Raw genomic sequence first — 20,258 nt, 5'->3', positions numbered from 1 at the left:
ATTGTGAAAGACTTATTAAACTTTCTGAAAGCACAGCATAAGACTGAAGAATTTGATGCAATCAAAATCGGTCTTTCTTCACCTGATATGATTCGTTCTTGGTCATATGGTGAGGTAAAAAAACCTGAAACTATTAACTACCGAACGTTCAAACCAGAGCGGGACGGTTTGTTTTGTGCGCGTATCTTTGGACCGGTGAAAGACTATGAATGTCTTTGCGGAAAGTATAAGCGTCTGAAACACCGTGGTGTCATTTGTGAAAAATGTGGCGTAGAAGTGACACAGACGAAAGTTCGTCGTGACAGAATGGGACACATCGAACTGGCTTCTCCTGTAGCACATATCTGGTTTCTGAAATCACTGCCATCCCGTATTGGTTTGTTAATGGACATGCCGCTTCGTGATATCGAGCGCGTACTTTACTTCGAAATGTACGTTGTCACTGAGCCTGGGATGACGGACCTGGAAAAAAGTCAACTGCTGACTGAAGAAGAGTATTTGGATCGCCTCGAAGAGTGGGGTGATGAGTTTGTTGCAAAAATGGGAGCAGAGGCGATTAAAGATTTGCTGGCTTCCATGGATTTGCATGCAGAAACAGAATTAATGCGTGAAGAATTAGGTTCGACTAATTCTGAAACCAAGCGTAAGAAAATTACGAAACGTTTGAAATTAGTTGAAGCGTTTATTGCGTCAGGAAATAATCCTGAATGGATGATTCTTACTGTCTTGCCAGTGTTACCGCCAGATCTTCGCCCACTTGTTCCTCTGGACGGTGGTCGTTTTGCTACGTCTGATCTGAACGATTTATACCGTCGGGTGATTAACCGTAACAACCGTTTGAAGCGTTTGTTAGAGTTGGCTGCTCCGGACATCATCGTTAGAAACGAAAAGCGTATGCTTCAGGAATCTGTTGATGCACTGTTAGATAATGGTCGTCGTGGTCGCGCGATTACCGGTTCGAACAAACGTCCGCTGAAGTCTCTTGCTGATATGATCAAGGGTAAACAGGGTCGTTTCCGTCAAAACCTTCTTGGTAAGCGTGTTGACTATTCTGGCCGTTCTGTCATTACCGTAGGTCCATACCTTCGCTTACATCAGTGTGGGTTGCCGAAAAAAATGGCACTGGAACTGTTTAAACCATTTATCTACAGCAAGCTGGAGACTCGTGGTCTGGCGACAACGATCAAAGCTGCGAAGAAGATGGTTGAGCGAGAAGAACCGGTAGTATGGGATATTTTAGATGAGGTGATTCGTGAGCATCCGGTGCTTTTGAACCGTGCACCAACACTTCACCGTTTAGGTATCCAGGCGTTTGAACCTGTTCTGATCGAAGGTAAAGCGATTCAGCTTCACCCATTGGTGTGTGCGGCGTATAACGCGGACTTCGATGGAGACCAAATGGCTGTTCACGTGCCGCTGACGCTTGAAGCGCAGCTTGAAGCACGGACGTTGATGATGTCAACGAACAATATTCTTTCTCCTGCATCTGGTGACCCAATCATCGTTCCTTCTCAGGACGTTGTCTTAGGTCTGTACTACATGACGCGAGAGATGATTAATGCAAAAGGCGAAGGCATGTACCTTTCTGGTCCGGCTGAAGCTGAAAAAGCATACCGGACAAAATCTGCAGCGTTGCATGCCCGGGTAAAAGTTCGTATCACTGAAACCGTTAAAGATGAAGATGGTAATTTTACCACTGAAACAAAAATGGTTGATACAACTGTTGGCCGTGCCATGTTGTGGCAGATTGTGCCGAAAGGACTACCGTTCAGCATTGTGAACCAAAAGCTGGGTAAGAAGCAGATTTCGAACTTGTTGAATGAGGCTTACCGTAAGCTGGGCCTGAAAGATACAGTTATTTTTGCTGACCAAATCATGTACACCGGTTTTGCTTATGCGGCATTGTCTGGTGTGTCTGTTGGTATCGACGATATGGTTGTACCACCAGCGAAATACACTGAAATTTCTGAAGCGGAAGAAGAAGTACGCGAAATTCAGGAACAGTTCCAGTCGGGTCTTGTGACTGCCGGAGAGCGCTATAACAAAGTGATCGATATCTGGGCATCGACCAATGATCGTGTTGCGAAAGCGATGATGGCGAATCTGTCTTCTGAAACTGTGATTAACCGCGAAGGTGATGAAGAACAGCAAGAGTCATTTAACAGCATCTATATGATGGCTGACTCCGGAGCACGGGGTTCTGCAGCTCAGATACGTCAGCTTGCGGGTATGCGTGGTCTGATGGCTCGTCCGGATGGTTCAATCATTGAAACACCAATTACAGCGAACTTTAAAGAAGGTCTGAACGTACTTCAGTACTTTATTTCAACGCACGGTGCGCGGAAAGGTCTTGCTGATACAGCATTGAAAACCGCGAACTCTGGTTATCTGACTCGTCGTTTGGTTGATGTCGCTCAGGATGTGGTTGTTACAGAACATGACTGTGGCACGCATGAAGGTGTTCAGATGATGCCTCACATCGAAGGTGGGGATGTTAAAGTTGCGTTGACCGAGCTGGCTCTGGGTCGGGTTGCGGCTGAAGATATTCTGAAGCCCGGAACTGAAGAAGTTCTGATCCCACGGAATACACTGATCGATGAGAAGTGGTGTCAGATTATCGATGAAAACTCTGTCGATACGATGAAAGTACGGTCTGTTGTAACCTGTGATTCTGACTTCGGTTGTTGTGCACAGTGTTACGGTCGTGATCTTGCCCGGGGCCACCTGGTGAATCAGGGTGAGTCTGTAGGTGTTATTGCTGCTCAGTCAATCGGTGAACCGGGAACACAGCTGACCATGCGTACGTTCCACATCGGTGGTGCAGCATCGACAGCGGCTGCAGAAAACAGCATTCAGACCAAAAATAAAGGTTCAATGAAGCTGAATAATGCCAAATTTGTTAAAAACAAAGATGGCAAGCTTGTGATCACTTCCCGTGCAACTGAGCTGACGATTATTGATGAAATGGGCCGTACTAAAGAGAAACATAAACTACCTTATGGTTCTCTTTTGAGTAAAGCTGATGGCGATATTGTCGAGTCGGGTGAAATCGTTGCAAACTGGGAAGCGCATACCATGCCAATCATCACCGAAGTGGCTGGTCGGGTTCAGTTTGTTGACATGATTGACGGTGTGACAGTTTCTCGTCAAATGGATGACTTAACTGGGTTGTCTTCAAGCGAAGTAACTGAAGCTGCTGCTCGTCCTTCTGCTGGTAAAGATATGCGTCCTGCTGTGAAGCTGGTTGATGCCAGTGGTAATGATATCATGATTCCTGGCACCGATATGCCAGCACAATATTTCCTTCCGGGTAAAGCGATTGTTAACCTTGAAGATGGTGCTGAAGTTGGTGTGGGTGATACGCTGGCCCGTATTCCTCAGAAATCGGGTGGTAACAGAGATATCACCGGTGGTCTGCCCCGTGTTGCTGACTTGTTTGAAGCGCGTAAACCAAAAGAACCTGCAATTCTTGCTGAGTACACTGGTACGGTGTCATTTGGTAAAGAAACCAAAGGAAAACGTCGTCTGGTGATCACCCGTGAAGGTGGGGATACTTATGAAGAAATGATTCCTAAGCATCGCCAGTTGAACGTCTTTGAAGGTGAAAAAGTGGAGCGTGGCGATGTCATTGCTGACGGTCCGGAATCACCACATGATATTCTGCGCTTGCGTGGCATTCATGCTGTGACTCAGTACATTGCGAACGAAGTACAGGAAGTTTATCGCCTGCAAGGGGTAAAAATTAACGATAAGCACATTGAAACGATTGTTCGTCAGATGTTGCGTAAGTGTACAATTACCTTTGCCGGTGATTCTGACTTCCTTGCTGGTGAGCAGGTTGAGTATGCTCAGGTTAAGATTGCAAACCGTGAGCTTGAAGCCGAAGGTAAAGAACCTGCACGTTTTGAACGTGAACTTCTTGGTATTACCAAAGCTTCTCTGGCAACAGAGTCGTTTATTTCAGCGGCATCTTTCCAGGAAACCACCAGAGTACTGACAGAAGCGGCTGTTTCAGGTAAACGTGATGATCTCCGTGGCTTGAAAGAGAACGTGATTGTTGGACGTTTGATTCCTGCTGGTACAGGCTTTGCCTATCATCAGGAGCGTCAGGCGAAACGTGAAGCTCAGAAAGAAGGCCCATCAGCAGAGCAGGCAACAGATAACCTTGCTGCATTGTTAAATGCTGGTTTTTCATCGGATGAGTAACGTTTGAAACTGATAAGTAAAAGGCGCCAGTAAGGCGCCTTTTTTATGTCTGAACAAAAATTCCCTAACGTCAGTTTAAGCGCCCGGTGGAATCGATAAACTGTCTACGATTAATTGAATAAGTTGATCCTCAACTTCAAACCTGACTTCAAGGACTTCTCCTAACTCAGATAACTCCAGATCGAAGTTTTCTAATTGATCCCCATCCTTCATATCCAGATATTTATCTGCAAAATTCAGAAGTGGATCCGTTGTTTCTACTATGGCTATGTAAGTTCGGTTAATATCGTCAGTTGCAGTAAAACCTGTCGATTCCCACTTGGCTTTTACTGTATCGTAAATTTTAAAGTGACCTGTTGAGATGTAATCGACAAGTCTTCTGCAGAAGCTATGAATCTCATGAATTGTTGGTAGTTCAGAAATGGTATTTCTGGTTGAGTTTGGTTGTTTCGTGACTAATCTGCAGTATTTAACTAACAGGGATTGTCGGGTATCCAGCCAGTGATCAATGACTTCATTAGAGCCACCCCACTGTTCCTGAGTTCTTTTAAATTTGTTTAACATGGCGATGCCCTCATGATCGAGTTCCCGTAGGGAGATCTTTCTGTGGCAATGATGTTTGTAAACATCAATTCAAGTATTTATACAAGAGATTATGATCTGGTATGTATGATAACTCTGGTATGAAACAAGATTGCCAGTAAAATGAGATAACTGCAATAACATGGGAGTGATCATGTTAAAGAATAGTGATACAAGAAACGCTTATTGGTGTGTTGTTTCAGGAAGTTCACTCTGGACTGTTGAAGACACACTACCTTTCGGAACGGGACAACAATTTGGCCTGCCTGCAGAAGAAGCAATTTTGATTGGTGAATATAAGAATCACCCTGTTTATTGGCTCAATGAAGAAGAACTGGATTCTTCATTTGAGATGATATCTTTGCGGGATCTGCTACATCTCGATGAATCGTTGTTTTTGCTGGCCAGCAAGGCGGTTCAATATGGACATATGACCCGGACACAGCGTTTTTGTTCTCAATGTGGTGGAAGAAATTACTTCCATCATCGTGACTATGCAATGCAATGTCAGGAATGTAAAACGATTCATTACCCCAGAATCTTTCCCTGCATCATTGTTGCGGTACGTAAAGAGAACCAAATACTTTTGGCACAGCATCCAAGGCATCAAAATGGATTATATACTGTGATCGCCGGATTTGTTGAAGCAGGGGAGACACTGGAGCAGTGTGTAGAGCGTGAGGTCTATGAAGAAACAGGAATAAGGGTCAAGAATATTCGCTATTTTGGCAGTCAGCCGTGGGCATTTCCATCGAGTATGATGGTTGCTTTTCTGGCTGACTATGATTCAGGAACTATAAAACCGGATTATAGTGAATTAAGTGATGCAGCCTGGTTTGAAGCGGATAATACCCCAGAGCTTCTTGCGCCCTCCGGGACGATTGCAAGATCTTTGATTGAAGCAACGATTAGTGATATCAGGCAAAGATAACTGTCTGAAAATCCCGCTATTGGCTGGTTATTCATGATAAAATCTCAGGATCTGTTGAGCTTTTGAGTACAGATTGGTCTTATCAGACAATACGAGAGAGCTACAGATCCTTAATTGATAATAATCAGTCTGAAAATGGGAATTAGTATGAATGAACTGAAGAATGATCGCTATATACGGGCATTGCTGAAACAGCCTGTCGATCGAACTCCGGTATGGATGATGCGGCAGGCAGGCAGGTATTTACCTGAATACCGGCAACTCAGATCTCAGGCTGGAGATTTTATGTCTCTGTGCAAAAATCCTGATCTTGCTTCAGAAGTTACTTTACAACCTTTGCGTCGTTTCCCGCTTGATGCTGCAATTCTGTTTTCGGATATTTTAACCATTCCTGATGCGATGGGATTAGGGCTTTACTTCGAAGCAGGAGAGGGGCCAAAGTTTGAACGCCCTATCAAAAATCAGGCTGATATTGACCGTATTGGGACATTGGATCCTGAACATGAACTGAGATATGTGATGGATGCGGTCCGAAGAATCCGCGTTGATTTGGATGGGCTTGTTCCTCTGATTGGGTTTTCTGGTAGTCCCTGGACCCTAGCGACTTATATGGTCGAAGGTGGAAGTTCTAAGGCTTTTACCAAAATAAAAAAAATGATGTATGCAGAACCCGCAATGCTACATTCATTACTTGAAAAGCTGGCCAGGAGCGTTGTTGACTATCTGAATGCACAAATTCAGGCAGGTGCTCAGTCGGTGATGATCTTTGATACATGGGGCGGTGTTTTAACGCCACGTGACTACGAGCTCTTTTCTTTGCAATATATGCATAAAATAGTTGATGGATTAATCCGGGATTATCAGGGACATCGTATCCCTGTAACATTATTCACGAAGAATGGTGGGATGTGGCTTGAGAAAATTGCCGCAACAGGATGTGATGCTGTGGGGCTGGACTGGACTGTTAATATGAAGGAAGCCAGATCCCGTATTGGTGATAAAGTGTCTTTACAGGGGAATATGGATCCATCGATTCTTTACGCATCCCCCGAACGTATCAGAGAAGAAATATCCCATATTCTCGCTGAATACGGGCAAGGGACCGGGCATGTTTTTAATCTGGGGCATGGTATCCACTTAGATGTTGCACCAGAGAATGCGGCAGTATTTGTCAATTCAGTTCATGAACTATCTCAGGCTTATCATCGTTAGTTTATGGATGGGGATGTAAGAGCATAACAGTGCCTGAAAAATAAACTAAACATATTGATTCAGGCTTGTTTATTTTTTAATTAAATTATTATTGATATTGTAAATTTATAGTCGTGAAAACAAGAGAAAAAATCATATCTGCAGCGTTAGAACTTTTTAATGAACAGGGTGAACGAACGATCACAACAAATCATATTGCTGCACATATTCAGATTAGCCCTGGCAACTTATATTATTATTTCCGGAATAAGCAGGAAATCGTCAGAGAAATATTCAAACTCTATGCGACAGAACTGCTTGAAAGGTTCTCCCCCCCAAATAAGGATAAAGAAAGCCTTGCTTTGTTGCGCCATTATCTCGATTCTATTTTCACACTGATGTGGAAATATCGTTTCTTTTACGCCAATCTGCCGGAAATTTTACAGAAAGATCAACAGTTACATGAAGACTATATTCTGGTTCAGAATAAACTGCGCCATAATCTTGTGCAGATTATCTGTGTCTTCACTGAAATGTCACTCATTACGATTTCAGATGATGACATGCAGTCATTTGTGACGACGTTACATATGGTAACTGCAAGCTGGCTCAATTACAGAACGGCGATGTCATTAAAAACTGAGGTGACTGAAGAGGTTATTCTTCAGGGCATGTTGCAAATGATTGCGATGGTTAAACCCAGAGCAACAGCTCAGGGATTAGAACAACTCACCTTATTGGAAGAAGGGGTGATTGCAATGCACCAATAATGTGAATGGAATATATTCAATTTGGCAGTTCATGTCGTGGTCTGCGAATTAGATATAACCTTTTATTCTTGTTGGTGAAAGTTAATCACTGCTAGCTTTAGTCTTTTATAACATGAGATAGTTCAGGCGAATGCATTTCGATATATTTAATGGCGATGCTGATGGCATTTTGTCTTTATTGCAGCTCCGTAAGGCACACCCCCAAGATTCTGTGCTGGTGACAGGCGTTAAACGTGATATCCGGTTACTCGATACTGTTGACGTCTCCGATGGTGATACGCTGACAGTCCTGGATATTTCGATGGAAAAGAATCAGCAAGGACTTCACCGTCTCTTGCCGCAGGCTAAGCAAATTTTTTATGCAGATCATCATAAGAGTGGTGATATTCCGGTTTCAGATAAGCTCGAAGCGCACATCGACTTAGATGCCAACATATGTACAGCATTGATTGTTGATCGGTATCTTCAGGGGCAATATCATTCCTGGGCAATTACAGCAGCCTTTGGCGATAACCTGAACGCAGTCGCTCAGCGACTGTCTTCTCTGGCTGGTTACTCGTCAGAAGAAGCCAAACAGCTGGAAGAGTTAGGAATACTACTGAATTATAATGGTTATGGTCATCATCTTGATGATTTACATTACCATCCGGCTGAGCTCTATCAGCTATTGATGGAGTATGAATCTCCATTTGAAGTGATATCGGACTTATCCTCTCCGTTTTATTCGCTCAGGACCGGTTATCAGAGCGATTTTCAGGCTGTCTCTGAACTGATGCCTGTATATAACAGCCGGTATTTAAGTGTTATTGAATTACCCGACGCAGTTTTCTCCAGACGTATCAGTGGTGTTTTCGGTAATTATCTGGCGAATGAGTTTCCTGACCGGGCTCATATCATTTTGACCCGAAATGAGGATACTTCATTCCGGATATCATTGCGGGCACCATTGAATAATAAACAGGGTGCCGGAGATATTTGTAGTGATTTTCCCACGGGTGGGGGCAGAGCAGCGGCCGCTGGTGTAAACGCGTTGCCGGAACACATTTTAGAGCGGTTTATTGCCCGGACTGAGTCCTATTACTCAGGAAAATCCGTCTGATTTTGATATTTGAGATGAGAGCTGAGTTTTTATTTTGCCAGCCAGCTTAATGGGTTTTCTGCTTTACTGTTGCGGCGAATTTCAAAATACAATGAGGGCACTGGTTGTCCTCCTGTATCGCCGGCAAGGGCAATTCTTTCGCCAGCTGAAACACGATCTCCTTCTTTTTTCAGTAAAGTCTGATTGAATCCATATAAGGTCATATCCCCTTTTCCATGATCGATTAGCACAACCAGACCATATCCTCTTAAGTAATCTGAAAAGACAACTGTCCCCGGATAGACCGCTTTGACTGACTGACCATAGGAAGCACTAATGACAATACCTTTCCAGCGTACCTGACCTGTCTGCCTTGTTCTGAATCTGTGAAGCAGTTTTCCTTTTAGCGGCCATGCCAGTTTCCCTTTTCTGCTGGCTAATCCTTTCATTGGTACAATATTGCGTTTGGTTGCCTTAGCCATTTCTGCTTTAAGTCTGGATTCATTTCGCTGCAGTTCAGCCAGATAATTTTTGTTGCTGGATATATTGGATTTGATTTTTTTTAATGTTGTCCGTCGTTTTGATTGAGTATTTTGTAGTTTCTTATGTCTGGCTGTTTGTTGTGATAGCAAAGACTTAATTTTATCCCGTTCTTGCTGGCCGAGTTTTTCATGATTGTAGAGTTGCTGTGTTGTTTTATTCAGCTGTTCAATGATTTCGATTCGGGCTTTTGCCAGATGTTGATAATATTGCCTGATTCGATCATCATTCGGATCATCTTTGAACAGATACTCAGCGGAATTTTTTTTATGAAGCATGTAATAGGTATGTAACAGCTGTCCGAGCTGGTTCTCTTGTTTCTGTTTTTTTTGTTCGATAAGACGAATTTTTTGTTCAGTTTTTGCCAGACTCTGGTTTGACTTACTCAGTAATGTTTTGGTTGTAGCGATCTGTTTTTCAAGAGAAGAGATACTGAGTTCCTGCTGCTTTAAAGTACTTTGCAGCTTGTCTAATTGTTTGGATTGTTTGTCCAGTGAAGTGCGTTGCCGGGAGATCTCTGTCTTTACTCCCTGAAGTTCTTGCTGTGGTGCTGAGAATACGGTCAAAGGAAATGCGATCAGTAAGATGCAAAAAAGAGAAAATAGTATGGGTATGTTGATAAATGTTCGGTCGATGACGGTCTGATTCATTTTTCTTATATATCTCTCAGAATATGTATCACAGTATACAGAAAGCTATAGAATCAACGATATTGAAATTTAAAATTTTGTCATATTTCTAAAAAAAAGCCCCGTTTACCACGGGGCTGATCAAGTCGGGATGAAAATCAGAATAATGGTTTGCCTGACATTTCTTCCGGTATTTCAGTCTCTGTCAGCGCCAGCATGGTAGGTGCTAAGTCGGATAATTTACCACCGTCTTTCAGCTGAATATCTTTGCTTCCAACGTAAATGAGCGGAACCGGCAGATTTGTGTGTGCCGTATGGGTGCCGCCTGTTGCAGGATCAACCATCATTTCAGCATTGCCGTGGTCTGCTGTAATCAGTAGCTGACCATCGACCTCTTTAATGGCTTCGACAACACGACCGATACAATGGTCAACGGCTTCACAAGCCTTAACTGCTGCATCATAAACGCCAGTATGACCAACCATATCGCCATTCGGATAGTTACAGATGATGGCATCATATTTACCAGATTTGATGGCTGCGACCAGTTTATCGGTCAGCTCACCAGAGCTCATTTCAGGCTGTAGATCATAAGTGGCAACCTTCGGGGATGCAACAAGCTGACGCTCTTCACCTTCAAACTCATCCTCCACACCGCCATTAAAGAAGAATGTCACGTGTGCATATTTTTCTGTTTCAGAAATACGAAGCTGAGATTTACCCGCTTTGGCTAGCCATTCACCATAAGTGTTTGCAAGCGATGCTGGTGGATAAGCACATGCAAGAGGGATATCAGCAGCGTATTGAGTCAGCATCACAAAATCAGTTTCGGGGAACTTCGCTCTTTCAAATCCTGCAAAGTCCGTGACAAACGTCCGGGTGATCTGACGTGCACGATCCGCACGATAGTTCATAAACAGAACGGCATCGCCATCATTAATGGCTGCTGAATCCTCACCATTTGCCTGAATGACTGTTGGTTTGACAAACTCATCATTTTCATCACGGCTATAAGCTGCCTGAAGACCGGCGACTGCGGACTCAGAAGTGAATTCGCCTTTCGCCTGTGTCAGCAAATCATATGCTTTTACTACGCGGTCCCAGTTGTTATCACGATCCATGGCATAGTAACGACCAACAAGAGAAGCAACTCTTCCTTTACCCAGTTTTGCAAATAATTCATCGAATTTTTTCAGAGAGTTTTCTGCACTGCGTGGTGGTGTGTCACGTCCGTCAAGGAAACAGTGAAGATAGATCTTTTCAGCGCCACGCGCGGCTGCAAGTTCTACCGCAGCATAGATATGATCTTCGTGAGAGTGAACGCCGCCAGGTGACATCAGCCCCATCAGGTGAACTGCTTTCCCTGCTTTGACTGCTTTATCGATCGCCGCAGTCAGCACTTCGTTTTGTTGGAATTCACCGTCAGCAATTGCTTTGGTAATGCGGGTCAGATCCTGATAAACGATCCGGCCCGCTCCAATGTTGGTATGGCCGACTTCAGAGTTACCCATCTGTCCATCAGGCAGGCCCACATCCATTCCTGAAGCAGAAATCAGAGTATTTGGGTTGTTTTTTAAGAGGCTGTCAATGACTGGTGTATTCGCATTATTGACAGCATTGTTATCATTATCTTCACGGTAACCCCAACCATCAAGAATGACCAGAGCCATGGGCTTCTTCGTTGACATACTGTTGACCTCGTCAAATTTAAAACTAAATTTAATAAATTAATGTAATTTTACTACACTTTATGACATGTGATGAGGGGTAAGATCAATGATTATCCCTATCAAATCAATCAATATTTTCGTATTGATATCTGCACCATTGCTTATTATGTTGTTATATTCAGTACACAAGTATCGCCGTACCGATAACAGCAATCATAGCACCAAACCAGGCAAAACGGCTCGGTCTTTGTTTGGTATATAACCACAAAGCCGGCAGTAGCATAATCGGGGTTGTCGAAGACAACAGGGCGACCATGCCGACATTTCCGTCCTGTAATGCGTACATGATTAAAGTCATTCCGACAGCCATTGCCAAAAATGCATTGAGGAGTGTGATCCCAAAAATCCTGAAGGTGATGGGTAATACAGATTTCGCAATGTGTGTTCCGGTCAGGCATAATATGCCGTGTGCGGCAAAAGCTGCAATCATTCTGATCGCTGAAGCCGCAACAGGATCTGTACTGGATTGCATCACGGGCTTTGCAAGAATTCCCCCCAGCGCCTGACATAGCGCAGCGAGTAATCCAAGTAATATGCCCACCCAGATATTTCCATGAACTGTTTCAAGTTCTCTGGGATTGGATTTTCTGAAGAAAATTGCAATCACGACACCACAAAAAACAAGCAGAGCACCGAGTAGCTCATGAATTGTCATGGTTTCGCCGAAAATGAAAAAGCCCAGAATGGCTGAAAAAACTGCATGGCATGAAAATAGCAACCCAGCCTGACGCGGCCCCATGCGGTTGAAGCAGGCGAAAAGCGCCGTGTCACCAATAAAAATACCGATGAGCCCGGATAATGCCATGGGCATAAGATCGTGAAGTTGTACAGTAGCCCAGCCACCGGTGATGAGCGCCATGAATGAAAGCATGATGAATGTACATCCCATGCGCCATCGGCTATAGGAAAAGGATCCTAAGTGTCTTGCAGGAATCACAGACAGTAAACTGGAGACCGCCCATAAAAAAGCCGCAGCCAGTGCGAACCACTCATACCCCATATGTTCATTGCCTCATTGTTCAAAGCGCTGGAAAAGGGCTCCAATATGCCTGAAGTTGATGAGAATGCAAAAGGTTTATTTTGACAGATGCACGACTGTTTTCAGGTCAGAATCATTGCGGCAATATAAACAATCAGTAACCCGGCTGTCCCAATAATCACACCCGTTTTAGCCATATCTTTACTTTCAATCAGTCCTGTAGAGTAGGCCAGGGAATTTGGTGGTGTAGACACCGGTAAAATCATACCCAGTGATGCGGAAAAGGCGACAACAATCAATAATCCCTGGAGTCCTCCCATAGATGCAAGGCTGGTCATGGAACTCCCAATCGCTGCTGCGATTGGCATGAGTAAGTTTGCTGTCGCTGTATTGGACATAAAATTAGCCATAATCCAGCATACAAGAGACAGCGTAATAATGACCAGTAATGGCGATAAACTCTGATAGTCAATTGCGTTTGCCATCGCCAGTGCTAATCCGGTTTTCTCGAGGCCAATCCCGATTGCAATTCCTCCGGCAACCAGCCAGAGAACATCCCAGTTGATCTGCTTTAACTCATTTTTTCCCATAATACCGGTCAACGTAAATACAGCCAGAGGGATAATAGAAACAACATAGGTGTTCATTCCGTGAAGTGATGTTGTCATCCATAGCAGTATGGTGACTGCAAAAGTCACATAAACCGTGATCGCTTGCCATGTTTTACCAAATTCGCCTTCGAGGTTCAGAGTCAGTTGCTTTTGTGCTGAAGGAAAAAGCTTTTGCAGCAGGAACCAAGCGAGAGTCAGTTGTATAAATACAAACGGGAGACCCATCATCATCCAGGATAAAAAGCTGATGGAATTTTCTCCGGTCAGATATTGAAGTGCGATTGCATTTGGGGGAGTCCCAATTGGCGTTGCAATCCCTCCTGTATTTGCAGCAACAGGAATGCAAAGCACAAGTGCTTTGATACCTTTGTCGCCGGCTTGTGATGAGGCAACAATCGGGCCGAGCAAGGCAAGCATCATCACTGTTGTTGCTGTATTTGACATGAACATTGAGAAACAGGCGGTGATCAGCATCAGTCCCAGCATAATGAACTTGGGTTGCTTGCCAAAAGGCCTGAGTAAAACCCGCGCGAGATTATTATCAAGTTCATATTTGGAGGCGGCAATAGCCAGAGCGAATCCTCCCATAAACAGAATAATGATTGGTGATGAAAATGCACTGAAAATATCCGTATACGAAATCAGTGTGCCAAAATCATGTCCTTCTGGTGGATGTCTGAACCAGTGCAGGCCTTTATTTGAAATCATTATCAGTTCCAGAGTAATGATTAAAATTGATGTGGCGAAAACAGGGACCGGCTCAAGTACCCAAAGTAATGCCGCTAACAGAAAAATAGCCAGAAGTCTGTGCTGAATCAGGGTCAGTTCGGGAATGGGTATACTATCCATCGGCAGCCATAAAAGAATCAGTGGAGGCAGAAAGCACAATATAAGTTTAATGAATTGTTTCAGGCTGATGGCTGGCATAGGAAATCTCGCAATCATTATTCACTAAAAAGAAGATAATGAATTTAGTCAGATTGATCCCGGAGAAGGTTAATATTTTTGAGGTGAATACTAAAAAAAGAACCGATTGTTGGTGCTGATCAAATATACGCATGATCGCGGCATGAAAAGAGAAGGCAAAGTTGCCTTCTCCTGAATATGAATTACTTTGTTCTTTTCACAAAAGGGGATGCTTTCGGGTTAGCCAGTTTTATCTCCTTTTTCTGCAGTTCATTATCTAACGGCAGCGAGAATGTATCGAAGAAAGGCATTCTTTTACATCTGTCCTGAGTCGTTTGTAAAACAGAGATCATCGCTGTTTTGTTATCAACTTTATCGGTACGGATAACAAAGTAATTACTTTGAGTACATCCGGTTGATTGTGCTTTGAATGTCAGCATATTGTGATTAATTTGATAGCTTTCCAAAGGGATCAGTTCTCCCTTTGCCGGGTCAGCAGAGCAGGATGAAACGCCCATTACAATGCCTCCCATAAAGAGTAATGTCCATAATTTACGCATAACGACTGACCTTTCTTCTTCTGGATATGAACGCAAAAACTGCGAATAGTCCTAAGCCTAATGAAGCACCACCGCTTGATTTTGATGACGTAGTTGTCGTGGTGGCGGCGGAGCTGCTTGTTGTAATGAACGACGTGTTCATTTCTAATTCCGGAGATTGGGAATGATCCGTTGTCACTGAAATGGTAGAACGTTTTGTTTCAGTTGTAACGGTTGTTCCATTGGATGTTGCTGATGTAGAAGATGAATAGCTGGGCGATGCAGTTGCCGTGGCTACATCTACCTGAACAGTGAGCTGGCAGCTGTCATTTTCTGCAAGTGTCGATGTACATGTATTTTCTGTCAATGTAAAACCTGCCGGCAGCGTAATATTGGTAATATCAAACGACTCAGTACTGTAGTTCCGAACCGGGAACTGAAGTGTATATTGCTCTTCATCAGAATTGATAAAATATTTGTTCTGGGTGTAACTTACCCCGTCAGTATGCTGTGCAATCCATCCTTGATTGAAATAACCAACATTAGTATAGACACCGTAAGCATTTGGCTGAGCACAGCCATCTCCCCAACTCACAATTCCCACTTGTTTGTAAGTGCCGTTATCATTATAAAGCAGTGGACCCCCACTATCGCCCTGGCAGGAGTCTTTTCCTCCTTCTGCATAACCGGCGCAAATGGCATCCTCTCCCACGGTGCTATAATCGCCACCTATATTTTGGCAGGTACTGCGATCGACATAGGGAACATCCACCTGATACAGAACATTGGGATAAACTGTTGATGTGGTTGACAGATTCCCCCATCCCATGACCGTCAGATCCGGGTTACTTGTTTCCAGTGAATCAACGAGAGTGTTTGAAGCAAGCGGAATGCTGGTCGCTGTAATTGCCTGGTCAAGTTCAATAATTGCAATATCATTGTCTGTTAGTTCTGCATCGTAGTCTTCATGCATATAGATGGCCTGAACACCCACACGCTGACCTTCGGTATCTTCGTTTGATAAATCATGGATACCAACTGAGACCTCAATATCGTCCGGAGATCTATGATTGACACAGTGGGACGCTGTCAACACATAACGTCCACCAATAAAACTACCACCACAGAATTGCCCTCTGCTGGCTGTCTTGCCCTTGGTGATGATTGCTGTCATAAATGGCCAGTCACCTTTTACTGACTCTGTACCATTAATGATGCGTGAGGAATCTGCTGATGCGGCATGAACAGATATTGATGCCAGAGAAACGCACAAAGCGACACTGACTGATGCAATGTTCGATAAACTACTTTTCATTTTGGGCCCTTGAATTTTCCCGGAAATATTATCAGGCATTAAACAGCCATTCGTACTGGTTAAGAGTTTAAGTATCAAATGCGTAATATAGCATATGGATTTGATATGTCATCGCATTATGCCCGGTGCGCATATTTTGCACCCATACGGGTCGGGATATCTTTGCTCATCATGTCGTCAAAGTGCACGGCGTCTTTTGCGAATAAGTTGATCACTGTTGAGCCGAGTTTAAAGCGGCCCATTTCCTGACCTTTCTTCAGGAAGACAGCTTTCTCCCCCTCTGGCGAGTAAGTCCAGCGGTATATCGTATTGCCGCGGGGCGGTGTGACTGTTCCTGCCCAGACTACCTCAATACTGCCTACAATTGTTGCACCGACAAGTACCTGAGCAACCGGCCCGAATTCAGTGTCAAAGATGCAAACCAATCGCTCATTTCTGGCAAAAAGGTTAGGGACATTCTCTGCAGTAAGAGGATTGACGGAAAACAGGTCGCCCGGAATGTATATCATCTGCTGCAACGTGCCATCACAAGGCATATGGACCCGGTGATAGTCGCGCGGAGAAAGATATAATGTAGCAAATCCACCATCCGTAAATTTATCCGCGAGTCCGGAATCGCCGCCTAATAATTCTGATACGGAGTAAGTATGCCCTTTCGCCTGAATCAGCTTGCCCTCAACAATTGGACCAAACTGACTGACACAGGCATCGGCGGGATAAGTGAGCACTGATGATTCCGGCGCAACAGAACGGGCTTCAGGCTTTAATTCCCGGACAAAAAAATCATTAAATGTTTTGTAATGCTCAGGTTCGGGATGAAGCGCTTCATCCATATTGACGTTGTACTGTTTAATAAACAGCCGAATCATCGCCGTTGTCAAAAAGCCGGCTTTTGCGGAAGCCAGCTTTCCTGCAAGTCGGGTCAGAGTGTGTTGAGGCAGCCAGTACTGGAGACCAACTTTAAATTTATCCATAAATATCATTCCCAAAAAGGATGTCATATAAAATAATCAACAAAAAATCTAAATACTTATGTTTTTTAACCATATGATGTGTTTTACAAATCCGCCCGCTTGCTTCTCGAATATTGGCGGTTTGCTTTGTTCTCTTTCAGGCTTTCCAGTATCTTATGGTAGTTTTCAAACCTGACCGGATTTATTTTTCCTTGCGCCAGGGCTTCAAGAATCAGACATCCGGGATCGTCTTTATGCTTACAATCTCTGAATTTACATCCTCCCAGATATGGTCTGAATTCAATAAACGCTTGTGTGACTTCTTCATCAGATAAGTGCCATAAACCAAATTCCCGGACTCCCGGAGAGTCAATCAAATTTCCGCCTGTCGGGATATGGTACAAACGAGCTGCTGTGGTTGTATGCTGTCCAAGGCCTGAGTTTTCGGAAATCTTTCCTTCTTCAACTGCTTCCTCAAGTTTGGGGATGACCGCATTCACTAAACTTGATTTGCCAACTCCGGACTGTCCAACAAAAATATTGGTGCTGTCTTTCAGAAGCAATTCAAGCGCTTCAATGCCTTCACCTGACTCTTTACTGACGAAAAGAGATGTATAGCCGAGTTCAGTATAAACGCGAAACATATCTGTTAGTTTTGAGTGCTCTGGTGGCGGGAGTAAATCAATTTTATTTAAAACTAACACCGGGTGTATTCCCAGCGTTTCAGCTGCGATCAGGTAGCGATCGATAATATTAAACGATAGCTCAGGTACAACAGAGGAGACAATGATCATCTGATCAATATTGGCAGCTACCGGTTTGAGTCCGTCATAGTAATCTGGCCGGGTTAATACGGACTTTCTGGGTTCTACAGCTTCAATGACGCCGGCAATACCAGCCATGTTTTCCAGCCCCGGACGCCATATCACTTGATCGCCGGAAACCAGTGTTTCGATTCCGCGGCGAAGATTGCAACGGTGAACTTCCTGATTTTCAGTGTCTTCAACATCTGCATGTTGTCCAAAACGGCTGATAATCAGTCCGGGTCTTGGACTGCCAAGCATGGTTTCATCCCATTCTACAGAAGTTTCTTTCTGTAATCGTTTGGTTTGATTATGACGGACTCGCCGGACCTGACCTTTGGTTAAATTCTTTCTTTTTGCCACGATGAATTACTTTTCACTTTTTCAGGAATATGTGTATTGCTCATGGTGAAGAATAAATCTGCCATAGTTAAAGAGGGCAGATTCAAACTATCTCACTCAGTCTAATTTGGGTATAGTACCTTTTTTATTGTTAAACCTGTACAGGTAAGTATCTATGTCAATAAACGATCAAAACTTGATTTGGATTGATTTAGAAATGACAGGATTGAATCCTGAAGTTCATAAAATTATCGAAATTGCAACGATTGTAACGGATAGTGAGTTAAATATCCTTGCTGAAGGGCCTGTATTTGCCATTCATCAACCAGAATCAGAGCTGGAGAAAATGGATGAATGGTGTACCAACACACATACCGCAAGTGGTTTAGTTGAACGCGTCAGGAAAAGTCAGATTGATGAACAAATTGCGGTTGAGCAGACAATTAAATTCCTGAAGCAATGGGTGCCGGAAGGGAAATCCCCCATTTGCGGTAACAGCGTTGGTCAGGACAGACGTTTTCTGGTGAAACATATGCCGTTGCTTGAGTCTTATTTCCATTATCGGTATTTGGATGTGAGTACACTTAAGGAACTCGTCAGACGCTGGAAGCCAGAAATTCTTGATGGTTTTTCTAAGCAGGGAAGTCATCAGGCTCTGGATGATATTCGCGAATCAATTGCTGAACTTCACTATTATCGTCAAACAGTTTTCAGCATTTAAAGTCCATAATTGGATGGTTTTTGTTCAATCAATGAAAAAAATCTCTTTTTTTGCGATAAAGACTTGCATCACAAAAAAATGCTCTTATAATTCGCAGCCCTAAACAGCACAAAGCGTTGTTTGTTGCGACATTAGCTCAGTTGGTAGAGCGCAACCTTGCCAAGGTTGAGGTCACGAGTTCGAACCTCGTATGTCGCTCCAGATTTCAAATTATTATCAATCGTTATTGATAATAACGGACGCGGGGTGGAGCAGCTTGGTAGCTCGTCGGGCTCATAACCCGAAGGTCGTCGGTTCAAATCCGGCCCCCGCAACCAAATTTACATTGATGCGACATTAGCTCAGTTGGTAGAGCGCAACCTTGCCAAGGTTGAGGTCACGAGTTCGAACCTCGTATGTCGCTCCAGATTTCAAATTATTATCAATCGTTATTGATAATGACGGACGCGGGGTGGAGCAGCTTGGTAGCTCGTCGGGCTCATAACCCGAAGGTCGTCGGTTCAAATCCGGCCCCCGCAACCAAATTTATATTGATGCGACATTAGCTCAGTTGGTAGAGCGCAACCTTGCCAAGGTTGAGGTCACGAGTTCGAACCTCGTATGTCGCTCCATCTGATATTGTAATTAGTCAGATTTTTAATGTAGACTGATTTATCGTTATTTCCTTCATGCTGCGAAGCATCGTTCCTGTAGTTATTAAATTTATTCACACCTTACTTATCACTGCGTTTCATCTGTTTATCATACACTCAGATATATGATGTTCCGTCAGTAATTCACGTGTTATCTACATCATTAATTAACAGACTTATCCACAGTTTTTTTTTGTGGATAACATCGTGGGTAATCTGTATTTGAGTATATAAAAAAGCTGCTTAGCAAAAGATCTTGTAAAGTATTTGAGTTGTAGCGTTTCATGCTATTTATCGTTAAGTTATTGTTTTTAATGTATATTTTAAAGTTTTCCGGGAATTGATCTTTATGTGCATTTGATCTTTTAGGTGATGTGCATTGATCTTTATCATGTCAATGTTGTGTGATTAACTTTTATCTGAGTAAAAAAATCGGTCGTACTGAAAGTTTTTTCCACATGATGATGTGATTAAGAGAAGTGATAGTTTCAGGTGAGCTTTATTTGTATGGGCTATGTGCTCCGGATTTAGCTGAATCTAAGTGTATACAGGTGGTGACACTAAGGTTTCTGACTCTTTACTAAAAAGACATAGTTAATCTGATGAACTATCTTTTGATGTGCTGTCTGTAAGAAATGAAATTTTATACTGAAATTATTTTTCACTATCATCTGTAAGTCGTGGTTCAATCACATTTTGGTACTGGTGGTTTACAAAATTTTCCAGTTCTCTGACTGCAAGGGGTTTTGAAATTAAATAGCCTTACAGGTAAAACGAATCGAATCCACTTTTTCTATGGT

At 43.4% G+C, this 20,258-nt stretch carries 15 protein-coding genes and 5 tRNA genes; 11 read left to right on the top strand and 9 right to left on the bottom strand.

Annotation, left to right across the window (positions count from 1 at the left end):
• Window positions 1–3 precede the first annotated feature (3 nt).
• Window positions 4–4,206, top strand: coding sequence for a DNA-directed RNA polymerase subunit beta' (gene rpoC / locus OCV29_RS16015; RefSeq protein WP_073603671.1), 4,203 nt, complete (start codon window positions 4–6; stop codon window positions 4,204–4,206).
• A 75-nt stretch (window positions 4,207–4,281) separates the two neighbouring features.
• Here rpoC and OCV29_RS16010 read toward each other — a convergent pair whose 3' ends face one another.
• Window positions 4,282–4,770: an Rsd/AlgQ family anti-sigma factor gene (locus OCV29_RS16010; protein ID WP_073603672.1), complete on the bottom strand. Its 489-nt coding sequence runs from the start codon at window positions 4,768–4,770 to the stop codon at window positions 4,282–4,284.
• A 172-nt stretch (window positions 4,771–4,942) separates the two neighbouring features.
• On the opposite strand from OCV29_RS16010, the gene nudC reads away from it, so the two are divergent.
• The 4 genes from nudC (at window position 4,943) to OCV29_RS15990 (ending at window position 8,779) form a co-directional block, all read left to right on the top strand.
• Window positions 4,943–5,719, top strand: a complete 777-nt coding sequence (nudC, locus tag OCV29_RS16005; protein WP_073603687.1) for an NAD(+) diphosphatase — start codon at window positions 4,943–4,945, stop codon at window positions 5,717–5,719.
• A 135-nt stretch (window positions 5,720–5,854) separates the two neighbouring features.
• Complete coding sequence (gene hemE / locus OCV29_RS16000; protein ID WP_370737189.1) at window positions 5,855–6,931, top strand: uroporphyrinogen decarboxylase; 1,077 nt, start codon at window positions 5,855–5,857, stop codon at window positions 6,929–6,931.
• 113 nt (window positions 6,932–7,044) lie between these two features.
• Window positions 7,045–7,680, top strand: a complete 636-nt coding sequence (locus OCV29_RS15995) for a TetR/AcrR family transcriptional regulator (protein WP_073603674.1) — start codon at window positions 7,045–7,047, stop codon at window positions 7,678–7,680.
• A 130-nt stretch (window positions 7,681–7,810) separates the two neighbouring features.
• Complete coding sequence (locus OCV29_RS15990) at window positions 7,811–8,779, top strand: acetyltransferase (RefSeq protein WP_073603675.1); 969 nt, start codon at window positions 7,811–7,813, stop codon at window positions 8,777–8,779.
• A gap of 29 nt (window positions 8,780–8,808) precedes the next feature.
• On the opposite strand, the gene OCV29_RS15985 is transcribed toward OCV29_RS15990, so the two are convergent.
• The 8 genes from OCV29_RS15985 to rsgA all read right to left on the bottom strand — a co-directional run bounded on the left by OCV29_RS15985 (window position 8,809) and on the right by rsgA (window position 18,126).
• Window positions 8,809–9,948 (bottom strand): murein hydrolase activator EnvC family protein, encoded by a 1,140-nt coding sequence (locus OCV29_RS15985; RefSeq protein ID WP_073603676.1) that lies wholly within the window; start codon window positions 9,946–9,948, stop codon window positions 8,809–8,811.
• Between the two features lie 137 nt (window positions 9,949–10,085).
• The gene (gpmM, locus tag OCV29_RS15980; RefSeq protein WP_073603677.1) at window positions 10,086–11,615 is read right to left on the bottom strand and encodes a 2,3-bisphosphoglycerate-independent phosphoglycerate mutase; all 1,530 of its coding nucleotides are present in this window, start codon (window positions 11,613–11,615) and stop codon (window positions 10,086–10,088) included.
• Window positions 11,616–11,775: 160 nt separating this feature from the next.
• Window positions 11,776–12,657 (bottom strand): DMT family transporter, encoded by an 882-nt coding sequence (locus OCV29_RS15975; protein ID WP_073603678.1) that lies wholly within the window; start codon window positions 12,655–12,657, stop codon window positions 11,776–11,778.
• Between the two features lie 101 nt (window positions 12,658–12,758).
• Window positions 12,759–14,174, bottom strand: a complete 1,416-nt coding sequence (locus OCV29_RS15970) for an SLC13 family permease (RefSeq protein ID WP_073603679.1) — start codon at window positions 14,172–14,174, stop codon at window positions 12,759–12,761.
• Window positions 14,175–14,356: 182 nt separating this feature from the next.
• Window positions 14,357–14,713, bottom strand: coding sequence for a hypothetical protein (locus tag OCV29_RS15965; RefSeq protein ID WP_073603680.1), 357 nt, complete (start codon window positions 14,711–14,713; stop codon window positions 14,357–14,359).
• Window positions 14,706–16,007 carry a S1 family peptidase gene (locus OCV29_RS15960; RefSeq protein WP_175561537.1) on the bottom strand — a complete coding sequence of 434 codons (1,302 nt, stop codon included), beginning with the start codon at window positions 16,005–16,007 and terminating at the stop codon, window positions 14,706–14,708. Before OCV29_RS15960 ends, OCV29_RS15965 begins: the two co-directional genes overlap by 8 nt.
• Before the next feature lie 116 nt (window positions 16,008–16,123).
• On the bottom strand, window positions 16,124–16,981 hold the full coding sequence (gene asd / locus OCV29_RS15955) for an archaetidylserine decarboxylase (RefSeq protein WP_073603682.1): 858 nt from the start codon (window positions 16,979–16,981) through the stop codon (window positions 16,124–16,126).
• Window positions 16,982–17,064: 83 nt separating this feature from the next.
• Window positions 17,065–18,126, bottom strand: a complete 1,062-nt coding sequence (gene rsgA, locus OCV29_RS15950) for a small ribosomal subunit biogenesis GTPase RsgA (protein WP_073603683.1) — start codon at window positions 18,124–18,126, stop codon at window positions 17,065–17,067.
• Window positions 18,127–18,280: 154 nt separating this feature from the next.
• Between rsgA and orn the strand changes: the two genes are divergently transcribed.
• The 6 genes from orn to OCV29_RS15920 all read left to right on the top strand — a co-directional run bounded on the left by orn (window position 18,281) and on the right by OCV29_RS15920 (window position 19,437).
• Window positions 18,281–18,826: an oligoribonuclease gene (orn, locus tag OCV29_RS15945; RefSeq protein ID WP_073603684.1), complete on the top strand. Its 546-nt coding sequence runs from the start codon at window positions 18,281–18,283 to the stop codon at window positions 18,824–18,826.
• A 125-nt stretch (window positions 18,827–18,951) separates the two neighbouring features.
• Window positions 18,952–19,027, top strand: a tRNA-Gly gene (locus OCV29_RS15940).
• A gap of 39 nt (window positions 19,028–19,066) precedes the next feature.
• Window positions 19,067–19,143, top strand: a tRNA-Met gene (locus OCV29_RS15935).
• A 13-nt stretch (window positions 19,144–19,156) separates the two neighbouring features.
• Window positions 19,157–19,232 (top strand) — tRNA-Gly (locus OCV29_RS15930).
• A gap of 39 nt (window positions 19,233–19,271) precedes the next feature.
• Window positions 19,272–19,348 (top strand) — tRNA-Met (locus OCV29_RS15925).
• A 13-nt stretch (window positions 19,349–19,361) separates the two neighbouring features.
• Window positions 19,362–19,437, top strand: a tRNA-Gly gene (locus OCV29_RS15920).
• Window positions 19,438–20,258 lie beyond the last annotated feature (821 nt).

It is taken from the genome of Vibrio aerogenes (assembly GCF_024346755.1).
GTDB classification, from domain to species: domain Bacteria; phylum Pseudomonadota; class Gammaproteobacteria; order Enterobacterales; family Vibrionaceae; genus Vibrio; species Vibrio aerogenes.
This window is presented reverse-complemented; position numbering and strand designations above follow the sequence as displayed.